Annotated in this window: 19 protein-coding genes and 1 tRNA gene; 11 read left to right on the forward strand and 9 right to left on the reverse strand. The window is 67.1% G+C overall.

What is annotated here, in order from left to right; translation table 11 throughout:
* Window positions 1-14 precede the first annotated feature (14 nt).
* From Q7V15_RS04745 to Q7V15_RS04775, 7 genes are all read left to right on the forward strand, one after another.
* A complete protein-coding gene (locus Q7V15_RS04745) occupies window positions 15-1,145 on the forward strand; it encodes an FAD-dependent oxidoreductase (RefSeq protein ID WP_304754198.1) in 1,131 nt (376 codons plus the stop codon).
* A gap of 36 nt (window positions 1,146-1,181) precedes the next feature.
* Complete coding sequence (locus tag Q7V15_RS04750; RefSeq protein WP_304754199.1) at window positions 1,182-1,568, forward strand: GtrA family protein; 387 nt, start codon at window positions 1,182-1,184, stop codon at window positions 1,566-1,568.
* A 26-nt stretch (window positions 1,569-1,594) separates the two neighbouring features.
* Complete coding sequence (locus Q7V15_RS04755) at window positions 1,595-2,404, forward strand: glycosyltransferase family 2 protein (protein ID WP_304754201.1); 810 nt, start codon at window positions 1,595-1,597, stop codon at window positions 2,402-2,404.
* A 146-nt stretch (window positions 2,405-2,550) separates the two neighbouring features.
* Entirely contained in the window at window positions 2,551-3,324 is a 774-nt protein-coding gene (locus Q7V15_RS04760; RefSeq protein ID WP_304754203.1) for an ABC transporter permease, read from the forward strand.
* Window positions 3,321-4,070: an ABC transporter ATP-binding protein gene (locus Q7V15_RS04765; RefSeq protein ID WP_304754205.1), complete on the forward strand. Its 750-nt coding sequence runs from the start codon at window positions 3,321-3,323 to the stop codon at window positions 4,068-4,070. Before Q7V15_RS04760 ends, Q7V15_RS04765 begins: the two co-directional genes overlap by 4 nt.
* 56 nt (window positions 4,071-4,126) lie before the next feature.
* On the forward strand, window positions 4,127-6,415 hold the full coding sequence (locus Q7V15_RS04770; protein WP_304754207.1) for a hypothetical protein: 2,289 nt from the start codon (window positions 4,127-4,129) through the stop codon (window positions 6,413-6,415).
* Window positions 6,412-7,632, forward strand: a complete 1,221-nt coding sequence (locus tag Q7V15_RS04775) for a glycosyltransferase family 4 protein (RefSeq protein WP_304754209.1) — start codon at window positions 6,412-6,414, stop codon at window positions 7,630-7,632. The genes Q7V15_RS04770 and Q7V15_RS04775 overlap by 4 nt, the downstream gene beginning before the upstream one ends.
* Window positions 7,633-7,639: 7 nt before the next feature.
* Here Q7V15_RS04775 and Q7V15_RS04780 read toward each other — a convergent pair whose 3' ends face one another.
* Window positions 7,640-9,169: an aldehyde dehydrogenase family protein gene (locus Q7V15_RS04780; RefSeq protein WP_304754211.1), complete on the reverse strand. Its 1,530-nt coding sequence runs from the start codon at window positions 9,167-9,169 to the stop codon at window positions 7,640-7,642.
* Window positions 9,170-9,179: 10 nt separating this feature from the next.
* A complete protein-coding gene (locus tag Q7V15_RS04785; protein ID WP_304754212.1) occupies window positions 9,180-10,280 on the reverse strand; it encodes a saccharopine dehydrogenase family protein in 1,101 nt (366 codons plus the stop codon).
* A gap of 118 nt (window positions 10,281-10,398) precedes the next feature.
* On the opposite strand from Q7V15_RS04785, the gene Q7V15_RS04790 reads away from it, so the two are divergent.
* From Q7V15_RS04790 to Q7V15_RS04800, 3 genes are all read left to right on the forward strand, one after another.
* Window positions 10,399-10,824, forward strand: coding sequence for an Lrp/AsnC family transcriptional regulator (locus Q7V15_RS04790; RefSeq protein WP_304754213.1), 426 nt, complete (start codon window positions 10,399-10,401; stop codon window positions 10,822-10,824).
* 78 nt (window positions 10,825-10,902) lie between these two features.
* Window positions 10,903-11,886: an SDR family oxidoreductase gene (locus tag Q7V15_RS04795; protein ID WP_304754215.1), complete on the forward strand. Its 984-nt coding sequence runs from the start codon at window positions 10,903-10,905 to the stop codon at window positions 11,884-11,886.
* Between the two features lie 24 nt (window positions 11,887-11,910).
* On the forward strand, window positions 11,911-13,017 hold the full coding sequence (locus Q7V15_RS04800) for an AI-2E family transporter (protein WP_304754217.1): 1,107 nt from the start codon (window positions 11,911-11,913) through the stop codon (window positions 13,015-13,017).
* A gap of 62 nt (window positions 13,018-13,079) precedes the next feature.
* Here the strand turns inward: Q7V15_RS04800 and Q7V15_RS04805 are convergent, their stop codons facing one another.
* Together Q7V15_RS04805 and Q7V15_RS04810 are read right to left on the reverse strand one after the other, a co-directional pair.
* Complete coding sequence (locus tag Q7V15_RS04805) at window positions 13,080-13,673, reverse strand: DUF4142 domain-containing protein (RefSeq protein ID WP_304754219.1); 594 nt, start codon at window positions 13,671-13,673, stop codon at window positions 13,080-13,082.
* Between the two features lie 102 nt (window positions 13,674-13,775).
* Window positions 13,776-15,305, reverse strand: coding sequence for a CehA/McbA family metallohydrolase (locus Q7V15_RS04810; protein WP_304754220.1), 1,530 nt, complete (start codon window positions 15,303-15,305; stop codon window positions 13,776-13,778).
* 252 nt (window positions 15,306-15,557) lie between these two features.
* Between Q7V15_RS04810 and Q7V15_RS04815 the strand changes: the two genes are divergently transcribed.
* Window positions 15,558-18,176 (forward strand): PAS domain-containing hybrid sensor histidine kinase/response regulator, encoded by a 2,619-nt coding sequence (locus Q7V15_RS04815; RefSeq protein WP_304754222.1) that lies wholly within the window; start codon window positions 15,558-15,560, stop codon window positions 18,174-18,176.
* A 76-nt stretch (window positions 18,177-18,252) separates the two neighbouring features.
* On the opposite strand, the gene Q7V15_RS04820 is transcribed toward Q7V15_RS04815, so the two are convergent.
* The 5 genes from Q7V15_RS04820 to Q7V15_RS04840 all read right to left on the reverse strand — a co-directional run bounded on the left by Q7V15_RS04820 (window position 18,253) and on the right by Q7V15_RS04840 (window position 21,008).
* Window positions 18,253-18,705 (reverse strand): hypothetical protein, encoded by a 453-nt coding sequence (locus Q7V15_RS04820; protein ID WP_304754224.1) that lies wholly within the window; start codon window positions 18,703-18,705, stop codon window positions 18,253-18,255.
* Window positions 18,705-18,920, reverse strand: coding sequence for a hypothetical protein (locus Q7V15_RS04825; protein WP_304754225.1), 216 nt, complete (start codon window positions 18,918-18,920; stop codon window positions 18,705-18,707). The genes Q7V15_RS04820 and Q7V15_RS04825 overlap by 1 nt, the downstream gene beginning before the upstream one ends.
* 14 nt (window positions 18,921-18,934) lie before the next feature.
* Complete coding sequence (locus tag Q7V15_RS04830) at window positions 18,935-19,309, reverse strand: winged helix-turn-helix domain-containing protein (RefSeq protein ID WP_304754227.1); 375 nt, start codon at window positions 19,307-19,309, stop codon at window positions 18,935-18,937.
* A 487-nt stretch (window positions 19,310-19,796) separates the two neighbouring features.
* A tRNA-Arg gene (locus Q7V15_RS04835) sits at window positions 19,797-19,873 on the reverse strand.
* A gap of 106 nt (window positions 19,874-19,979) precedes the next feature.
* The gene (locus Q7V15_RS04840) at window positions 19,980-21,008 is read right to left on the reverse strand and encodes a P1 family peptidase (protein WP_304754229.1); all 1,029 of its coding nucleotides are present in this window, start codon (window positions 21,006-21,008) and stop codon (window positions 19,980-19,982) included.
* Window positions 21,009-21,058: the final 50 nt, after the last annotated feature.

Here is a 21,058-nt window from a genome sequence, read left to right on the forward strand (position 1 = left end):
AGAGAACGACTTAGGTGAAAAAGTACGACTTCGTCATCATTGGCGGCGGCTTCTACGGCTGCAATCTCGCCCTGTTTCTGAGGTCGATATCGTCAAACATACTGCTCATTGAAGCGGGCGAAGACTTGATGACCCGGGCGTCCCGGGTGAACCAGGCCCGTATCCACACGGGGTTCCACTATCCCCGCAGCGCCGTCACGGCGGTGAAGTCGATGGTGCTGCACGAAAAGTTCGCCGCCGACTATCCCGAGGCGGTGGTCAGCAATTTTCAGATGCTCTACGGGATCGCCCGGCGCCGATCGAGGGTGAACGCGAACCGTTTCTTCCGCACATTCAAGAGCATGGGCTCCCCGATCGAGGTGGCCAACACCTCGCAATCGGCTCTGTTCGACGATGCGATGATCGAGGCCGTCTTCAACTGCACGGAATACGCCTTTGATTACCGCATTCTTCACCGCCTGCTCGCAGATCGCCTGGACGCCATCGGCCTTGAGGTGCGCCTCAACACAGAGGTGACAGAACTGGAGGACCTGGCCGATGCGGTCGTCGTCAGGCTGGCCAGTGGTGAGGAGATCGAGGCGGGCCATGTCTTCAACGTGACCTATTCGCAGATCAATCACGTGCTGCGGGCCGGGAAGCTGCCTGAAGCCCTATTGAAACACGAACTGGTGGAGATCGCGCTGATCGAGCCGCCGGCCCAGCTCGAGGGGTACGCCGTGACGATCATGGACGGCCCGTTCATGTCGACCATGCCCTATCCGGCCGAGGCCCTCTATTCGCTCACCCATGTCCGCTATACGCCGCAGATGAGTTGGACGGACGCCAGCACATCGCGCTCCCCCTATGAGGTCCTGGCGAGCGCCGCCCCTGAGACCCGCCACCGCCACATGATCCTGGATTCTCAGCGCTATGTGCCATGCCTGGCCGACGCGGCCTGGGTCAGGTCCATCTATGACGTGAAGACCGTGCTTCTGAAGAACGAAGCTGACGACGGACGGCCCATCCTCTATCAGCGGCAGCCTCGGGACTCGCGGGTGATCTCGATCATGGGCGGCAAGATCGACAACATATATGACTTGTTCGAACTCATTCGCACGACCCATCCCGAATGGTCCCTGGCCGATGACCGTCACCTCTTTTCCTAAAACTTCAGCCGCTCCGACGGGTCAGTCTTGGCGCGATTGACCTCCCAATTGCTTCGGTTTGGCGCCGTGGCCGTCGCTGGACTTGTCGTCGATCTCGCCGTCGCCATGGCCCTTTCCACCGGCGCCGGCTGGCCGTTGACGCTCGCCGCGGCCTGTGGCTTCGCCGCCGGAGCGGCTCTGAACTACGTCCTCAACCTCAGATGGACCTTCAGGGTTCAGGGGGCGGCAGGCGCGCCGCGGCGGATCGCCGCCTACGCCCTCACCCTGGGCGCCACGCTTCTGACCCGACTGCTGGTGGTCAAGGCGCTGGAGCCCATGGCGGGGGAGGGTCTGGTCGGGCCGCTCTTCGTCCTGCTGGCGGCGACCGGGGTCTCCTTCTTCGTCAATTTCTTCCTGAGCAGGCGGTTCGTCTTCAATCCGTGAAAGGGCGTCCCGAGTTGAGCCTTCCCATGACAAGCTCTGATCCGTACCGCGCGACCTGGCGCCTCCCCGAGCATGAGGTCCTGTGTCTTGGCCCACGCCGCTACGCCCATGCCCTGGTCATTCCCGTGATCAATGAAGGGGGGCGGATTCAGCGCCAGCTGAAGGAGATCATGGCCGCAAATCTGCCGGTGGACGTCGTCATCGCCGACGGCGGCTCCACCGACGGCTCTGTGGACCCGGAATTCCTGGCTGAGGTCGGGGTGCGATGCCGGCTCACGAAGACCGGACCTGGCCGCCTCAGCGCGCAACTGCGGATGGCCTATGCCTGGTGCTTGGATGAGGGCTATCTGGGCGTCGTCACCATGGACGGCAACGGCAAGGACAATGTCGAGGCCGTCAGCCAGTTCGTCGCGCGACTGGAGGCGGGCTACGGCTATGTCCAGGGCTCCCGCTACCAGCCCGGCGGCGTGGCGGAGAACACCCCCCTGGACCGAACCTTGGGCAACCGATGCGTTCACGCCCCGATCCTCAGCCTGGCGGCGGGACGCTGGTTCACCGACACGACCAATGGGTTCCGCGGCTATTCCAGGGACTATCTGGCCGATCCGCGCCTCGCGGCGTTCCGGGATGTCTTCTCGAACTATGAGCTTCTCTTCTATCTGACGGTTCGCGCGCACCGGCTCGGCTATCGCGTCTGCGAGCTGCCCGTCCGCCGCTCCTATCCGGTGGGCGAGGCGACGCCGACCAAGATTGGCGGCCTGTCGGGCAAGCTCGCCCTCCTGTCGCAAACCCTTGGCGCGGCCATGGGCCGATACAATCCGCCAAGGACCCAATAAGGAACGGCGATAAATCGCTGGGTCGGCGCCATGCTTGCGCCGCAAAATTGCACCTGATACCAGCGGCGCTCGCTTTGGGAGACCCTATGGAATCCGGCCAACACATGCTGAGGACCGGACGGCGCGGCACGTCGTTTGAGTTTCGCATGGCGCTCAACGACCTTGCCGCCTCGTTCCACCGCAGGGGACTGGCCTGGTCGCTGGCCTGGCATGACGTGGTGTCGCGCTATCGCGGCTCCATCCTCGGCCCCTTCTGGATCACCATCTCCATGGGCCTGATGGTGCTGGGCATCGGGCTGCTCTACGGCAAGCTGTTCGGCATATCGGTCGCTGAATTCATGCCCCATGTGGCCATGGGCATCGTCTTCTTTGGCCTCATGTCCGGGACGATCAACGAGGGTTGCGAGACCTTTGTCCATGCGGCCAGCATGCTCAGCCAGACCGCCCTGCCGATGTTCACCTTCGTCTGGCGCACAGTCCTGAGAAACCTGATCAATCTGGCTCATCACGCGGTGATCATTGTCGGCGTGATCGTCGTATTTGGTCTGTGGCGTGAGATGAGCCTGCTTCCAGCGATCGGCGGCCTGTTGCTGACGGTGGTCAACCTGGCCTGGATCAGCATGCTGGTGGCCATCGCCTCGGCCAGGTTCCGCGACATCCCGCAGTTCGTCATGTCGGTGATGCAGTTCGCCATCTTCATGACGCCGGTGTTCTGGATCGCCGACGCCTTTCCCGACCGTCATGCATTTCTGACCCTGAACCCATTTTACCATATGCTGACCACCATCCGCGCGCCGCTGCTGGGGCAGGAGGCGGACGGTCTGTCCTATGTTATCCTGGCCATCATGGCCGTGCTGGGCTGGGCCCTCACCTTCTCGGTCTTCGCCATCACCCGCCGCCGGATCGTCCACTTCCTATGACCGATGTCTCCATCCAGGTGACGGACCTGACCCTGCGCTTCCCCGTCTATGGGGTCGACGCCAAGTCGTTGAAGAAGAATCTGGCTCGAGTGACGGTGGGCGGGCGCCTGGGCGCTTCACAGACCGGCGCCACCGAAGTCACAGCCCTCTCGCATCTGAATCTCAATCTGCGGGCCGGCGACCGCCTGGGACTGATCGGACACAACGGATCTGGCAAGACCACCCTGCTCCGGACCCTGTCGGGCGCCTATGAGCCGGACGAAGGCCAGATTGAGGTCCGCGGCCGCATCGCAGCCCTGCTCGACCTTTCCCTGGGACTCGATCCCTCCGCTACGGGGGTGGACAATATCCGCCTGCGGGGCCGCATCGCGGGCATGTCCTCCCGGGAGATCGAGGAGAAGATGGACGAGATCGCTGAGTTCAGCGGTCTGGGGCCCTTCCTCGCCATGCCCATGAAGACCTATTCCGCCGGCATGCAGGCCAGGCTCGCCTTCGCCGTGGCCACCGCGGTGGAGGCCGACGTGTTGCTCATGGATGAGTGGATTTCGGTGGGCGACGCCGACTTCCAGAAGCTGGCCCACCGGCGCCTGCTCAACCTGGTGGAGCGCGCCGGCATCCTGGTCCTTTCATCCCACGATGCTGGACTGCTGCGCCTCTATTGTAACAAGGTCATGCGCCTGGATGGCGGCGTCGCCTCCGAGGTGAAGGATATCCGCCGCCTCGACGAGCTCCTCGCCGCGGCCTGAGATTGTCGGGCCAGCCAGCCCCCTGTTAGACAGGCGCAGCCGACGGGAGCGGGCCTTTGGACGTCGTCTTCACCATCGTCTCGCGCAACTACGCCGCTCAGGCTGCGGTGCTGATGCGCAGCCTGGCCAGGGCCGAGCCGGACGCCACCCGGGTGGTGATCGCCGCCGATGGCCCGATCCCAGAACTGGACGCCTATGCCCGGGTGATCGAGGCCGTCGACACCGGCGCCCCGGTGGGCGCCATGAGCGTCTATTATGACGCCCTGGAGCTGAACACGGCCATCAAGCCCCATGCGTTCCGCCGGCTGCTGGCCGATCCTGGCGTATCGTCGGTCACCTATCTCGACCCCGACATCTACGTCTATGGCCCCCTGGACCTGGTCCGCGAGGCCCTGAACAAGGCGCCCCTGGTCGTCATCCCACATCTGACGCGCCCCCTGGCGGGGGAGGCCAACCCAAACGACCACACCATCCTGACGTCGGGCGCCTATAATCTCGGATTCCTGTCGGCTCGGCGGACCGGCGAGATCTTCACCCTGATGGACTGGTGGGCGGAAAAGTGCCGCTTCGACTGCCGGGTGGACTTCGCCAATGGCCTGTTCACCGACCAGAAGTGGATGGACCTGGCGCCGGGCCTGGTCAGCGACGTGGCCATCCTGCGCGATCCGGGTCTGGACATCGCCTATTGGAACCTGGAGGGGCGCACCCTCGCCCACGGACCGCAGGGTTGGCAGGTCAATGGACGGCCCCTGGGCTTCTTCCATTTCTCCGGCTTTGACCCCCGGCGACCGGAGGTCCTCAGCAAGCATCAGGACCGGATCGTCGTCGCGCCGGAATCTCCCCTCGCCCGCCTCCTGTCCGACTACGCCAAGGCGCTCCTCGACAATGGGCACGATCAGGCCAGCCGGATCCCCTACGCCTATGGCGCCTTTCCCTCCGGCCGGCCGGTCAGTGGTCCCATGCGCCGCTGCGCCCTGCGTGCGGCGCGGGCGGGTCGGCGCTTTGACGAGGGGCTGAGCCCGGCGACCGAGGCCTGGATGGACCAGGCAGAGCCCTTGGCGGCGCTGGATGGGCTGCCCGACGTCACGCGGGAAATGGACCAGGTCTGGCGCGAACACCCCGCGGCGGCCGCCCGGTTCGCCCGCGACGGGCTTGAGGGCCGGCTCGCCTTTCATGCCTGGTTCGCCGGTCCCGAAAGTCTGGCCCATCCCCAGTCACGGGCCGCGGCCCAGGGCCTGCTTGAGGGGTGGCGGGCGGGCGCGCGGCGCCCCGCCCCCTGGCCACAGGCCGACCCGCCCTGGACCGGCGCCGCCTCGGCGGTGAACGGATGGCTGTCGGCGGCCACGGAACTGCCATGGCCGCGAACGGTGGCGGGGATGCTGGCGGCCCGCGCAGACCTGCGCGATCGGTTTGGCCAGGGTCCGCGTGAGGACCTGCTCGCCTGGTTGCTGGGCCCCGAAGCCGAGGCCGGCCGTTTCGATTCCAATCTGTTGGACCGTGCGACGCAGCTGGACCTGAGCCAGGACATCGCCCCCCTTCTGGGCGCCGCGCGCTTTGCGCAGGCCCACCGGGGCGAACTCTCGGCTCTGCGGCTACAGATTTCAGCTGGTTACGGGGTGGCGGTTCGCGCCCGGTGGCCCGAGGCGCTCCGTCAGGCCGTGAGGGGGGAAGGCGACCGGCTGGTGGGAAGCCTGACGGGTCCCTATCCCTTCCCCCGGGTTCTGCTGCGCATCTGGGACAGCCGGCCTGACCTCCAGCGGCTGTTTGGCCTGCACACCCCCCTGGGACGGCTGGCCTATCTGCGCTGGCTGATCGGCGGAGGCTTCAGAGAGTATGACATCGAGCCCGAGGGTCTGCCCCAGACCCTGACCCGCAGCCTGGTGTTCCGCCTCGCCCGACTAAGCGTCCGGGGCGCGCACGCCCCTGGTCGGGGAACCAGTCTGAGCCGCGCGGCGGCGGTGGTTGTGGTTCACGCCCTGACGACGGCCATGGCCGACTGGCCCCGGGGCGTCCTGATCTGCGAGGCGAGTTCCGGCCGTCTGCGCCGCCCTGATGGCGCGCCCGTGGGGCAGACCGAGGTGGATATGGTGATCTTCGCCACGGGTCCCGGTTTCGTCGCCGCCGACGCCCAGGCCCTCATCGCCCAGGACGTCAGCTGGAGTCGGGCCGCTGGGGTCTGGAGCGCCGAGACCCTGACCGGTCTGGACGACGATCATCCGGCCTGGGGATTTGTCGACGAGGTGTGGAGCGACCAGGCCGCCTCTCGACCCCGGCCCCGGCCGGTGGAAATCCTGTCGTCGCACATGCCCCTGCTGACGCAGCTGGCCGGGTTGATGACGCCGTGACGCTGGTGGGGCGCCTGCGGGAGGTCTGGCGGGACCTGGCGCCGGAAGACCTGCGACGGCGCGCCCAACCCCTGCTCGCGCCCTTTCTTGAGGCCCATGTCCGTCGCCAGGCCCGCCGGCCCCATGGGGCGGACGGGGCCGCTGGCGGCCCTTTGCGGATCGTGGGTTATTTTTCCGGCTCCCATGGCATCGCCGCCTCGGCGCAGTTGGCGGCGCGGGCCTTCGCCGCGCTGGGTGTCCCTGTAGAGCAGGTCGATGTGGCCGGCGCGGCCCTGACCTGGTCGCCGTCGGGACCGCCCCCGACACCGGCCAGCGCCTGGATCTTCCACCTCAATCCGCCCGAACTGCTGGCCGCCCTGGGCCAGATGGGTCCTGCCCGTCTGGTGGGACCACGCTACGGCTACTGGGCCTGGGAGCTTCCCAGGGCGCCGGCGGCCTGGCTGAAGGACGGCGCCCTGGTCGACGAAATCTGGGCGCCGAGCCGCTATGTCGGTCAGGCCCTGGCGGGTGCGCGGGCGCCGGTCCGGGTGGTCCCACACCCCCTCTTCCTGGAGGACTACGACTCGGTGCCCCCAGCCCCCCGGGGGGCTGACTTCCAGGCCGTGAGCCTGTTCGATTTCAACTCGTCGGCGGCCCGCAAGAACCCGGCCGGCGCCATCACCGCCTTCGCCAGGGCTTTTGGAGACGACGGGTCTGCGAAGCTGGTGCTCAAGACCCAGAATGGCGGCCGGTTTCCCGCAGCGCTGAACGCCCTGCGGACCGGCGCGCCCGCCAATGTCGAGATTATCGACGGGGTGTGGCCCTATGAGCAGGTCAAGGCGCTGATTGCGGGCTCCGACGTGCTGATCTCGCTGCACCGGGCCGAGGGCTTTGGCCTGACCCCTGCCGAGGCCCTGGCCCTGGGCACGCCGGTCCTGGCCACCGACTGGTCAGGGGTGAAGGACTTTCTGGACAGCGAGGTGGCCGTGATGATCCCGGCCGGACGCGCCCCGGTCGAGGACCCCCAAGGCATCTATGCCGGCCAGACCTGGGCCGAGCCGGACCTCGACCAGGCCGCGGCGGGACTTGTCGCCCTGCGCTCTGATCCGCAACGGCGCGCGGTCCTGGCCGCGGCCGGTCGACGGCGGGTGGCTGAGCGCCTGTCGCCCCAGGCCTGGTTCACCACCCTGCCCGACGCGGTGAAGGCCGCCGCGATGCGGGCCGCCCAGGGGCGCTGATCCCGGCTCAGAGATCGAACCGAACCCCCTGCGCCAGGGGCAGGGTCGCCCCGTAGTTCACCGTATTGGTCGTGCGGCGCATATAGGTCTTCCAGGAATCCGATCCTGCCTCGCGCCCGCCGCCGGTCTCCTTTTCACCGCCAAAGGCGCCGCCGATCTCGGCGCCCGAGGGGCCGATATTCACATTGGCGATGCCGCAGTCGGACCCCGCAGGGGAGATGAACCACTCCGCCTCGCGGAGATCGTTGGTGAAGATTGAGGATGACAGGCCCTGGGGGGCGGCGTTCTGAGCGGCGATGGCCTCGGCCAGGTCGCGGTAGCGGGTGACATAGAGAATTGGGGCGAAGGTCTCGCGGAGCATGATCGCGCCTTGCTCTGGCATCTCCACCAGGGCCGGCCGGACATAGACTCCAGGCCCTTCGAGGCGCTGGCCCCCGTGCGTGCGGCCGCCCTGAAGGCTGGCCTCCTCCAGGGCGCGCGCCATGGCCTCGCCGGCGGCGGCGTCGATGAGCGGCCCGATCAGCACGCCCTCCGCGCGGGGATCGCCGACCGTGACGGAGTCGTAGGCCGTCTTCAGCCTCGGGACAAAGGTCTCGTACAGGCTCTCATGAACGAACAGGCGGCGAAGGGTGGTGCATCTCTGGCCCGCCGTGCCCATGGCCGCAAAAGCCACACCCCGCAGGGTCAGGTCGGGGTCGGCCGTGGGCGTGACGATCGCGGCGTTATTGCCCCCAAGCTCCAGCAGGGCCCGGGCGAACCGCTTGGCCAGACGCGGCGCGACGGCGCGGCCCATGGCTGTGGAGCCGGTGGCCGACACCAACGGAAGTCTGGGATCGTCGGCCAGAGCTTCGCCGACCGCCCGACCGCCGATCAGGACCTGAGACAGGGCCGGCGGGGCGTCCCCGAAGCGTGCGGCGGCCCGGGCGAAGGCCGCCTGGACCGCGAGCGCCGTGAGCGGGGTCTTCTCCGACGGCTTCCACACCACAGGGTCGCCGCAGACCAGGGCCAGCGCGGCGTTCCAGGACCAGACCGCCACGGGGAAGTTGAAAGCGGTGATCACCCCCACCACGCCCAGGGGATGCCAGGTCTCCATCATCCGATGATCGGGCCGTTCGGTGGCGATGGTCAGTCCAAAGAGCTGCCGGGACAGGCCGACGGCGTAGTCGCAGATGTCGATCATCTCCTGAACCTCGCCCAGGCCCTCCGAGACGACCTTGCCGGCCTCAAGGGTGACCAGTCGGCCAAGGTCGGCCTTGGCGACCCGCAACTCCTCACCCAGCAGGCGCACCAGCTCCCCCCGCCGGGGGGCGGGAACCTGACGCCAGGCGAGAAAGGCCTCCTGGGCGCGGCCGACAGCGTCGTGAACCTCGGCGAGCGAGACGTCCCGCACCTGTGCGACCGTCTCCCCGGTGATGGGGGAGGCCACCATCCGATCGCCCGCGGTCCATAGCGCGCGGTCGACGCCAAGGCGCTCGAGGGTGGCGGCGACGTCAGCGGCGGCGTCCTGGGCCGGGGCGGGTTTCAAGGTCAAGGTCATGGGCGCTCCTTCAGGCCGTGCGCAGGGCTTGATCGGAGCCGGCGTACCAGCGGCCGAAAGGGTTGGCGAGGAAGCGGTCAAGGGGGATGTCCTCCTGCCGCAGGAACCCCTGTTGCGGCAGATCGCCCTGCGCCAGCATATCGGCGACCGCGCAGACCGACGCCGCCGTGGTGATCTGGATCGCGCTCTTCAGGGTTCCGGCCACGGGCTGGGCGTAGATCCGGTTCAGATAGGTGTCCTGCATCAGGGCGCCGGACTTCATCCCACTGACCGTCACGAAGACGATGACGACATCCTGCATCGTGGTCGGCACCGCATGCTCCAGAATGTCCTTCAGCAGATCCCGGCGGCGGCGGAGGCCCAGATCGTCCAGCAGGGTCCGCATGATCGCCGCATGGCCCGGATAGCGGATGGTGCGGTAGTTGAGATTGCGCACCTTGCCGGCCAGGGTCTCGCACAGGCTGCCCAGGCCGCCGGAGGTGTTGAAGGCCTCATAGGTCACCCCATCGAGGGCGAACTCCTCCAGGCCCTCCAGGGCGGCGACCTCCTGCCGCCGTCCCTGGACGATGGCCTCGCAGGGCTCGCAATATTCGTTGATCACCCCCTCGGTGCTCCAGGTGAGGTTGTAGTTCAGCCCGTTGGTGGGATAGCGCGGCAGGGCGCCTACCCTCAGCCGCACCTCGTGCAGCTCGTCAAACCCACGGGCCAGGTCGCTGGCGACGATGCTGATAAAGCCCGGCGCCAGGCCGCATTGCGGGATGAAGGCGCCGGCGGCGTCCTGGGCCAGGGCACGCACCTCCCGGGTCGAGGCGACATCCTCGGTCAGGTCGAGATAGTGGGCGCCCGCCGCCTTCACCGCCTGGGCGATGGGGACGGTCAACTGATAGGGCGCCGCGCTGATCACGGCGAACACGCCCCTGAGCGACTCCGCCAGAGCCTTTGGATCGCTCACATCGACGCAGATCCGGTCGACCCCCGCGCCCAGGCGCAGAGCCTCCAGCCGGCCCTGGTCTCGATCGACCACGGCCACCTGGTAGGCGCCTGAGGCGAGCAGCATGTCGACGATCGCCGAGCCGATCTTGCCGGCCCCAATGACCGCAATCTTGCGCATGGTCTTCACCCCCTGTGTGAAAACCCAGGGTCCACCCCTGCGCCGTCGATCTCAATTGCACTTTCGTCGTAAATGACCCATGATTTCGGCATTATGTCATATGTTTTCGGCAAATCGCATGGATGACCTGGACCAGCATCTGCTTGCACGGCTGCGGGAGAACGCCCGGGCCTCGGTAGCTGAGCTGGCCCGCGGCCTCGGCCTCTCGCGCACGACGGTGCAAAGCCGCATCGCCCGGCTGGAAGAGCGGGGGATCATCGCCGGCTATGCGGTGCGCACATCCGACGCCCATGAGCAGGGACAGATCCACGCCTTCGTCATGCTCACCGTACAGCCCAAGTCGACCGCCCTGGTGGTCACCGCCATGCGCCGGATGCCTGGGGTGCGCCGCCTGCAGTCGGTGAGCGGCGCCTTCGACCTGATCGCCATGGTTTCGGCCTCGGATGTGGCCTCCATGGACGCCTTGATTGACGAGATCGGCGCCCTGACCGGGGTGGAGCGGACCAATTCCTCGATCGTGCTGTCCACCAAGTTTGATCGTTAGGCTGCGGGGACGGCGCGGCCAGCGCGGAACCGGCTGGAGCCTCGAAGAATTGCTCCTCGGTCACCAGAGGAGCGCGCCATGACGGACCCCCATCTTGACCCATTCCGCAAAGGGGCGGCGGACGCCGCCAGCACCGGCCGTGAGGTCCAGGACCAGATCGACGCCATCGAGAACGACGGCGGCGAAGAGGAGGGGCCCAAAGCCATGCAGGCTGGCGCCCGGCCCTACCCGGTCCCGCCCCTGCCGCAGCAACACCTGAGGAAACCTGGGCGCGAAGCCGATCTGGAGCTCGAGCCCATGTTCGATGCGCCCTTCTATAGGGGCTCGGGCAAGCTTGAAGGCTTCGCCGCCCTGATCACCGGCGGCGATTCCGGCATCGGTCGCGCGGTGGCGGTGCTGTTCGCCCGGGAAGGCTGCGATATCGCCATCGCCTATCTGAACGAGGACCAGGACGCCGAAGCGACCAAGGCCGCCGTTGAACGCGAGGGCCGCAGGGCCATTCTGCTGCCCGGGGACGTGGCCGATCCGGCCTTCGCCACCCATGCGGTGTCCAAGACCCTCGAGGCCTTTGGCCGGCTCGATGTTCTGGTCCACAACGCCGCCTTCCAGGAGCACAGCGACGATCTCACCCAGATCACCGACAGCCATTTCGACCTGACCCTGAAGACCAACCTCTATGGGGGCTTCTATCTCGCCCGGGCGGCGGTCCCGCACATGAAGCCGGGCGCCTCGATCCTGATGACGGGTTCGGTGGTGGGCCTGCAGGGCTCAGGCGGTCTCCTGGACTATGGCATGACCAAGGGGGGGCTTCACGCCTTCGCCAGGTCCCTGTCGTCCCAGCTCATCAGCAAGGGGATCCGTGTGAATGTCGTGGCGCCGGGCCCTGTCTGGACGCCTCTTAACCCCGCTGATCGCCCCGATGTCACCGAATTCGGCGCGGGCGTTCCCATGGGCCGGCCCGCCCAGCCCGAAGAGATTGCGCCAGCCTTCGTCTTTCTGGCGTCGCCGCAGATGTCGAGCTACATCACCGGTGAGATCCTGCCCGTCATCGGCGGATACTGACTCCTCAAGAAGCAGGCGCTGACCGTGGCTGAGTCCGAAAACCGCTCCGAACCCGCGCCTCAGGAAAAGGCTTCCCTAGGCTGGGCCCTGTCGCCCGCATTCGTCCGCCGCGTCTTGTTCCTGGTGGGGGTGGGTGTCGTCCTTCTGGCCGCCTGGAGCCTGATCGACGTCCTGCTCCTGGTGTTCGGAGCCATTCTGGTGGCGGTGCTGCTGCGCAGTCTCGCCAATCCCATCCACCGCCTGACTCCCCTCCCGGAGGGCCTCGCCCTGCTGGCGGCGGGCCTGATCATCATCGCCCTGCTGAGCGGCGCCGGCTGGCTGTTTGGGGCCACGATCACCGAACAGGTCCAGGAACTCATCGAGGAACTCCCGCAGTCGTCGGAGGAGTTGCAGGCGCGGCTGGCGCAGATCCCCCTCGCTGATCAGATCGCGACCCAACTGCAGACCTTTGACATGGAGTCCGCGCGCAGCGCCGCCGGGCCGATCCAGAGCATTCTTGGCCAGGTGGGCGGCTTCGCTGTGACCGCCACCGTGGCGGTGACCAATCTGCTGGTGGTGATCTTCGCCGGCATCTATCTGGCGATCAGCCCGCTGAAGTCCCGCGATGGCCTGCTGAGCCTGGTTCCCGCCGGCCCCCGGGAGCCGTTGCGCCATGCGATGAATGTCAGCGGCGCCGTCCTGCAACGCTGGCTATTGGGGCAATTCGCCTCCATGGCCACGGTCGGCGTCCTGACCGGGATCGGCGTGTGGATGATCGGCCTGCCGTCGCCGGTGGCCCTTGGGCTGTTCGCCGCCATCGTCGCCTTCGTCCCCATTGTCGGGGCGATCGTTTCGGTGATCCCAGCGGTGATGCTGGCCCTGCAGGAGGGTCCGATGATGGTGGTCTGGACCATCCTGGTCTACATCATCGTCCAGCAGGTGGAGAGCAACCTCACCTATCCGCTGATCCAGCGTAAGGCGGTGGATCTGCCGCCGGCCCTGACCCTGTTCGCCGTCCTGGGCTTCGGGGTGCTGTTTGGGCCCCTGGGGGTCGTGCTGGCCGCGCCCCTGCTGGTCGTGCTCTTCGTGATGGTCAAGATCCTCTACATCCGCAACACCCTCGGCGAACCGGCCAACGTGCCTGGGGAGTAAAAAAAGCGCCCGCCGCGAAAGTCCGCGGCGGACGCTCATCATGGACTGCCGAAAGTCCCGCCCTATTGGGCTGTGGCGGTCTCCAGGGCCTGAGCCCGCTCCAGGTGCGCGCGCAGCTTGGGCGCCGACTCCCGGGCGAAGGCGACGAGTTGGGCGTTGTCGCCGCTGTCGGCATAGCCCTCGTGCAGGGTGAGGGCCTCCTGATGGGCGGCCACCTGCTGCTCGGCGAACACACGGTCGAACTCTGCGCCTTGTGCGGCCCGCAGATTGTCGAGCAGACCCTTGCGGCGCTCGTCCATCTCGGCAGGCACGGTCTCGCCCGCGGCTCTCGCAAGCCCCGCCAGGCGCTCGGAGCTGGCCGTATGGTCGCTCACCAGCATTTCCCCCAGCGACCGGACCCCGGCGCTGACGCCGCGCTCCTGGGCTATCCGGCCCGCCTCGATTTCATACATGTCGCCGATGGCCGCGCCGTTCACATAGCCGCTCAGGGTGTTGGCCCCAATCGTCGCGGCCGAGGTCTGGCCGACCACGGCGGAGGTGGCGTCCTGCGCGGCGTTGACCGCATCGCTCTGGCCAGGATTGTTGGTCTGATCTCCGCACGCGGCGAGGCCCACCAGGGCGGTCGCGCAGACCGATGCAATGAGATATCGCTTCATGTTCAGCTCCCTCTGTTAGCTTCAGTGGAAAGCCGGGGCCTGGCCATGAGTTCCGTGTCGGGCCTGCTGGCCGTTACGATTCTCGTCCGTCGCCCCCGCCGGTCAGGGCGCGCGAGGGGTGAGAAAGATCGGATTCCCCACGAGAATCAGGCGGCCTGAAGGGTCGCGCACGTCCACCCTCAACCACCGCCGGGGAACCGCCCCAGCCGCCCACTCAAAGCCCAGCTCAGCCCGATCGCCTGAGATGATCTGTGACAGGCCCGGGTCGGACGCGCCATCAATGACCGGCTCCATTCGGGCGCCGTCGAGCCCCTGAAGGCTCACGGTGATCTGGACCGCCTCGTCCGCCGAGACCGCCAGGGTCTGCCCCATCACCGCCTGCCTTGCGCCGGTCTGGGCGCGCAGATCCAATAACCGGTCGGGTCGTCCATCCATGTCGATGAAGACCCGGCCCGCCCTCAGGCCCGCCAGCAAGCCTGCGATCGAAAGCTCAGGCATGTGGACGACGGTGGTCGGGCTGCCGATGGCTCCGGGCTGGTCCAGGGGGCGCAGGGGGTCGTGGTTGTCGCTGCCGCCAATGCCGATCACCCGGGCGCCGGCATTCAGCCGCTCGCGCCAGAGGGTGAAGCCCTGCAATGGACCCTCGGCCGACCGCGTCTGGGCCAGGGTGGCGCCGTTGACCACCTCGACCATTTGGAAGGCCTCCTCATCGGCCTCGATGCGCCAGCCGCAGCCCATGCAGAATTCACCGGATGGCAGGCCTGGGTGATTGACCGAGACGAGCCCCCCGCTGGCGCGCGCTGCGGCGAGCCAGCTGCGGGAGGCCTGCGCCCCGGCCTCGGCCATGCGGAAGTCGAGGAAACCCGTTGGACCAAACACATTGGCGTGGCCGAAGAAGGTGGTGATCTCGCGCCCGGGAACCAGCAAGAGCTGGTCAAAGGCGGGTTGCAGCTCCCGCAGGGCGGCGAAATGCGAAGTGGTGTTGTGGTCGGTCACCGCGATGAAGTCGAGACCCCGCTCCGCGGCGGCCTCCACCGTCCGATAGACCGGGCACGGGGCCCGGCCCCCCGATTGACTGCGGCAGGTCCCATCGCTGGCGCCGCTATGGGTGTGCAGGTCGCCGCGGTACCAGCCGGCCTTGGGATTCAGGGCGCCGGTCAGGGGAGAGGATCCTGAGACCTCGGCAGAAACACCGTCCCGCTCGAAAAACAGCAGCGCCTCGTAGCGGGCCACGACGCCTGGTCGAATGTTCGGCGCCCCCAGGATCAGCCGCCAGGAACCGGCCGGGAGCGGGCCAGGCAGGTAGCCCGGGGTCGCCTCCTCCGCCGAGAGGGTGAAGCGATCCCGCGCCCCCCCGCTCCATCCCCGGAACCGCTGCGGATCGAACAGGCCCAGGTCGATCACCGAGCGTTCGGTCTTTCCGGAATAGGTGAACACCACCGAGAGCCGGGTGACGCCGCCCGGCAGATCGAACGGGACTTCGCGGTAAGCCTCATGGTCAGCCCGGGTCAGGTCCCCGCTGAGGACGAGGTCAGGCGCGGTGGGGGCCTTCATCGGTTCTTGCGCCGCCCCTGGAGAGGCGACCGACAGGGCGGCGAGAATGGCCGCCAGCCGGGCGATCAGATGACGCATCCCCATGGCCTCCTCAACACCAACGCCTCGTCGGCACGAGAGGATCAGAAGCCGTGACGAGCCGCCAGCAAGAAGAGCCCGGCACAGGCCCAACCACGCCCCCGTGGATGTTGCTGACCCGGCGTCGGCACCGCAACAGAACGCCGTTACGCCGGCTTCAGCGCATTGGGGAACATTAAACCAATGCGCCACATAATCAGGCAGTTGGGAAGGGTGCGCGCCATGAATTCCACTACGAATGCGAGTGACATCGTGACATTCGCGGATGCCGAGAGCCGGGCTTATGAACTGACGCTCCGGGGCCTGTCTGTGCCGTGGCAGGTTTCTTTCGTCTTCAATGGACTGACCGCCGCCGCAGTCGCCCTGATCGGCGGGCCCTGGATCGCCCTGGCCTGGATCGCAGCATCCCTGGCCCTGGACGTCGGCATCCTGACCCTTCACGGCCGGTGGCTGCGCAGTGTGGATCGCACCGACAACGCCGTGGGACTGCGTCGTCTGACCTTCACCTGCGCCATTCGGACGAGCGGCTGGATCGCCGCCCCGATGGCCACGGCCATGATCCATCCGTCTCCGGCGGCCTACGCCTTCCTCGCCATCACCGTGGGGTCGCTGGCGGCGACGGCGGCCTCGGCCGGTTGGGCTTCAAGGGGGGTCTGGATCGCCAGCGCGGCGCCCGCCGTGCTGGGCGCCGCGGCGGTCGCCGCCCCACACCTGGGCGTTCGCGAGGCGTTCGGCCTGGTGATCAGCCTGACGCTCTTCAGCATCACGGCCATCCTGATCGCCCTGGCCACCCGCCGGCTGATCTCGGCGGCGGTGGACGCCACCGCCAGGACAGCCGCAATGCTGGAGGATCTCCAGTCGGCGCTCGCCAAGTCGGAAGCCGCTGAACAGGCCGCGGCCGAGGCCCGCGACCATGCGGCACGGTCAGAAGAGCGGCTGCAGATGGCCATGCGGATGGCCCAGATGCATGTCTTTGAGCTGGATTATGTGCGTAAGGAACTGGTCAAGAGCGGGGCGGAGGACACCTTCTTCACCACCCCTTTGACCTACGCAGACCTGTCGCGGGACATCTACGCTCTGGTCGATCCCCGGGACCTCGACAGGGTGAAGTCCGACTGGGCGGCGCATGTCGAGACCGGCGCGCCCTTCAATCCGGAATATCGGATCGTCCGTCACGATGGGCGGGAAGTCTGGGCCGCGATCAACCTCAAACTCATCAGCGACGGGAACGGTCGCCCCCTGCGGTTGATCGGCGCGATGCAGAACATCACGGCGCGCAAACAGGCCGAGCAGCAGCTGGTGGAGGCCAAGGAGCAGGCTGAGGCGGCCAACCGCACCAAAAGCCAGTTTCTGGCCAATATGAGTCATGAAATCCGTACGCCGATGAATGGCGTCATCGGCATGAACGACCTCCTGCTCCGCACCCGGCTGACCCCGGACCAGCGCAGGTTCGCAGAGGCGGTCAGGCTCTCGGCCGACGCCCTGCTGGACCTGATCAATGACATCCTCGACCTGTCGAAATTGGAGGCTGGCAAGGTCGAACTGGAGGCCATCGACTTTTCCCCGCCCATGCTGGCCGAAGACGTGGTCGAGCTTCTCGCCCCCAAAGCCGTCGAGAAGAATATCGAGATCGCCTGCTATGTGGACGCCAGCGCCCAGGCGCCCCTGCTGGGTGATCCGATGCGCCTGCGCCAGGTGCTGTTGAACCTGACCTCCAACGCCATCAAGTTCACCGAGACCGGGCATGTGGCCGTGGAGGTGCGCGCCACTGAGCTCGACCATGGCCGTCGGCGCCTGCGCGTGGAGGTGCAGGACACCGGCATCGGCTTGAATGCGGAACAGAAGGCCAAGCTCTTCCAGAATTTTCAGCAGGCGGACGGCTCCACCACCCGGAAATACGGCGGCACCGGTCTTGGCCTCTCGATCTCCCGTCAGCTGATGGAGCTGATGGGCGGCGCGATCGGAGTCATCGACCGGCCAGGCGGCGGCAGCATCTTCTGGATCGAGGTCGAACTCCCCCTCGGCGGGGAGCCCGAACTCTCCAGCGCCAGTCCGCGCGGATTGGGGGGCGTTCGGGTCCTGGTCGTCGACGACCTGGCGATCAACCGCGCCATCTTCCGCGATCAACTGGAGCAGGCCGGCGCCGCCGTCGTAGAAGCCGACAGCGCCCAGACCTGCCTGGCCGCCATGCTGAGCGCCGAGGCGGCCGGGACCCCCTTCGACCTCCTGCTCATGGATCATCAGATGCCCGGCGTGTCCGGGGAGGCGGCGATCGCTCAGATCCGCGCCCGAACGGACCTGACCCAGCCCAAGATCATCATGGCCTCCAGCATGGGCGAGCCCCCCGCGGGCGACCGGGCCTATGAGCTGTTCCTGGCCAAGCCCGTGCGCCGGGCCACCCTGTTGTCCAGCCTCGGCGCCGTGCTGGGCGGCAAGGCTGCGCCCATCGTGGCGCCTGACACGCCCCTTGAGCTCGGCGGTGTGGTTCAGGCCGTAGTTCTGCTGGCGGAGGACAATGAGGTGAACACCCTGCTGGCCACCGAGATTCTCAAGCTGGTCGGCCTGCAGGTGGAATGCGTCAAGAACGGCAAGGCGGCCCTGGAAGCGGCCTCCGAAAGGCGATTCGATCTGATCCTGATGGACGTTCATATGCCCGAAATGGACGGGCTGGAGGCCACGCGGCGAATTCGTCAGCTTCCCGGCGAGGCCGGCCGGGTCCCCATCATCGCCATGACCGCCAACGCCATGGCCAGTGACCGTGAGCAGTGCATCGCCGCCGGCATGGATGACTTCGTCTCCAAGCCCTTCAAGCCCGCCGACTTCATCGCCGCCCTGTCCCGGGTCTTGAGCGGAGAAGAACTGGCGGCGTGACCAGGGGCTGCAGGAGGCCGCCCATGTCAGGGTCGGGCGATCGGATCACGCGCCGGGGGATCAAGCGTTATCGGATTCAACGCCAACGCTCGCTGCGGGCCGTGATGAAGGTCGATACGACATACCGCCAGGGAATGACGGCAAGGAAGATCACCACCAGAAGGCAGGCCCACAGGTTTGACCAGACGCCGGGGTCCATCTGGTTGTTGATCAGCCGTGGCGCCGCGACAAACCCCAGCCAGAGCCCCTTCCACGCGACCTCGAAAAGCAGCAGGGGCAACATGCTGAGTGGGTGGCGTAGTCCAAGCAGCGCCAACAAGCCCACAGCGCCCAACATGCACTGGACGACCCCCTCCATCAGCGCCCAGTCGCCATGGCTCAGGACAATATCGGGCCACACCTGCACGCCCAAGCCGACGACCAGCAAGAGATAACCTGCGCGCAATCCGTGCAGACGCCAGACGGGCAGGAATTCGCCCGTACGGGGCCTGTGACCCCGTTGGCCGAGGGGGAGCGCGTCGGCCGCCACTATCCGACATCCTTTAGGACTCTCTCGATGCCGTCGAGGCGGCCCCGAATGCTGGCGAGTTCCGCATGCGTCTTTTCCGCCAGATCTGTGTAGGCCTGGTCATGAATCATCTGCGCCGCCGCCTGGCGGGTTGCGGCCAAATATCTCAATGCAAAAACTGCAATGATCGTCCCAAGCGGCAGGCCAATAGTCAAAAGGTACATATGATCGGACAATTTCTTCTCCTGTTTTATGGCATGCGAGTAAGAGACGTCGCGACGTCTGCTATGTAGGAAGGCGTGAGATTTATTCTAAAGTCGCTTATCTGAAAGTAGTTTAGCGCCTTACCGTCTTTAGAAATTTCGAGCTGACTTTTAACCAGCCCGGCCTCCTCTAATTTATTCAGGTGAAGGTGGAGCAGCGGACGGCTAATGCCGAGTTCCCGCGCCAGCCGGCTCACATAGTTCCGACCGCCGGCCTCCAGGGCCGCGATGATCCGCAAGCGATGGGGATTGTCGAGGGCGGAGAGAACCGCAAGCAACTTGTCACCGGCCGTCATTCCGCCACCGCCTTTCATGTGTAAGAATTTACTTACATATGAAAGGTTGTCAACAGTCGTGCTCAAGAGGCGGTCCAGGGTGATGTGGCCATTGGATTACGGAGGCGGATTCGGCCCATGAGGCTCGCGCCCGGGGCCCTGTTGGCCGCCCGTATGCGCTTCGAAGAAGCCTCCCCACCTTGCCCGTCGGGGGGGTGCTTGCGCGCGTCATAATAGATTCAGACCTCGGCCAGCTCGCCAGGCTGCTGGCCTGCCACCACACCCACCTGTTCGGTAAGAATCAGTCCACCTGGTCAAGGCGGGCTACCTCCGGGTCCGCACCTCCCGCGGACGCGGCAAGGCTAGAGTCTACGCCCCTGCGCCTGATGAGAGGCGCAAAGTCTCGACCTGGACGCCTTGGGTAAAGAGGCCCAGGCCATCCTGGCCGGTGACGAGGGCGAGCTCGCCGCAACGCTCCCGACCCTGGGCGGGGGCTCGGGCGGGGCACAAAAGAGGGCGCGGAATCGCACTTAGCCCGCAGGGAGAGCCAAAAGCTTTGCTTTTCAGGAGAAAATGGCGCGCCCGGAACGATTCGAACGTCCGACCCTCAGATTCGTAGTCTGATGCTCTATCCAGCTGAGCTACGGGCGCGCAATGCCTTACGGCAAGGGCGCGGAACCTAGTCGGCCTTTTGGGAAAGTTCAAGCCGGCGATTTGGGGAAAAGGCGATTTGGCGGAGGGGCGCGTTTGGCGCCCCCTAGGCCAGGTCTCGCCAGCAGCGCACCGGGGCGTCCGGCCAGGGCGCAGCGGCATAGACGCCGCGGGCCACGGCGCGGGCCAGGACGTCGGCGGCCAGGGCGCCCAGGCGGGCGATCTGGAAGTCCGGGCGCTCGCCCAGGGGCCGCCTCGCCGTGGACAGGGCGAAGACCACATCCCCGTCGAAGGGGGCGTGGATCGGGCGGATGGCCCGGGCCAGGCCGTCCTGGGCCATCACCGCCACCCGGCGCGCCTGGGCCGGCGTCAGGGCGAGGTCGGTGGCCACGCAGGCGATGGTGGTGTTGGTCCGCGCCAGGGGATCGGCCTTGGCCAGGCCCCAGTCATCGCCAGCCGCGGCCAGGCCGACTGAGCCCAGGCCTCCGAACTCTCCGTCCATCTCAAAGGGCGCCGCCCAGAAGGTGCGGCCGCCGGGCGCCACCACCGAGCCGAAGCTGTTGACCGCCACCACCGCGCCCACGGTAAAGCCGTCGGCTGTGATCGCCGAGGCCGAGCCGACCCCGCCCTTGAGCTGACCGGCCATGGCGCCATAGCCGGCTCCGGCCGTGCCCAGATCGAAGTCGATCCCGGACGACAGCGCCGCCTGGCGACCCAGGGCGCGGTAGGGAGGCTCCTCCCCCCAGGCCTTGTCGCCCCCATTGGCCAGGTCAAAAAGAATGGCCGAGGGGATCACTGGTGATGGGGGAACCTTGGGGTCAGCCACAAGCCCATAGCCGCGACCCTGGGCGCCCAGCCAGGCGGTCACCCCGTCCGGAGCGGCCAGGCCATAGACCGAGCCCCCGGACAGGACGATGGCGTCGATGGCCTCGACCAGGTTGTGCGGATCCAGGGCGTCGGTCTCGCGGGTGCCCGGTCCGCCGCCCCGGACGTCGCAGGCCGCCACGGCGCGCGCGTCCGGCAGGATGACGGTGACGCCGCTGCGCACGACGGGGTCATGGGCCTGGCCCACCCTCAGCCCAGGGACGTCGGTGATCAGGTTGCGGGCGCCGGGTCGGGCGATGGCGGAGCGCATGGGGCGGGCCTCCCTGGGCCGCGAGATCCCTGCGGCTTGGCGGTTGTTGT

The organism is Phenylobacterium sp. (assembly GCF_030651755.1).
Lineage (GTDB): Bacteria > Pseudomonadota > Alphaproteobacteria > Caulobacterales > Caulobacteraceae > Phenylobacterium.

Excerpts from the sequence above, each read along its gene's own strand:
- Q7V15_RS04755 (WP_304754201.1), top strand. The coding sequence starts at position 1,595 with ATGACAAGCTCTGATCCGTACCGCGCGACCTGGCGCCTCCCCGAGCAT.
- Q7V15_RS04760 (WP_304754203.1), top strand. The coding sequence starts at position 2,551 with ATGGCGCTCAACGACCTTGCCGCCTCGTTCCACCGCAGGGGACTGGCC.
- Q7V15_RS04765 (WP_304754205.1), top strand. The coding sequence starts at position 3,321 with ATGACCGATGTCTCCATCCAGGTGACGGACCTGACCCTGCGCTTCCCC.
- Q7V15_RS04780 (WP_304754211.1), bottom strand. The coding sequence starts at position 9,169 with ATGACCTTGACCTTGAAACCCGCCCCGGCCCAGGACGCCGCCGCTGAC.
- Q7V15_RS04785 (WP_304754212.1), bottom strand. The coding sequence starts at position 10,280 with ATGCGCAAGATTGCGGTCATTGGGGCCGGCAAGATCGGCTCGGCGATC.
- Q7V15_RS04790 (WP_304754213.1), top strand. The coding sequence starts at position 10,399 with ATGGATGACCTGGACCAGCATCTGCTTGCACGGCTGCGGGAGAACGCC.
- Q7V15_RS04795 (WP_304754215.1), top strand. The coding sequence starts at position 10,903 with ATGACGGACCCCCATCTTGACCCATTCCGCAAAGGGGCGGCGGACGCC.
- Q7V15_RS04805 (WP_304754219.1), bottom strand. The coding sequence starts at position 13,673 with ATGAAGCGATATCTCATTGCATCGGTCTGCGCGACCGCCCTGGTGGGC.
- Q7V15_RS04810 (WP_304754220.1), bottom strand. The coding sequence starts at position 15,305 with ATGCGTCATCTGATCGCCCGGCTGGCGGCCATTCTCGCCGCCCTGTCG.
- Q7V15_RS04840 (WP_304754229.1), bottom strand. The coding sequence starts at position 21,008 with ATGCGCTCCGCCATCGCCCGACCCGGCGCCCGCAACCTGATCACCGAC.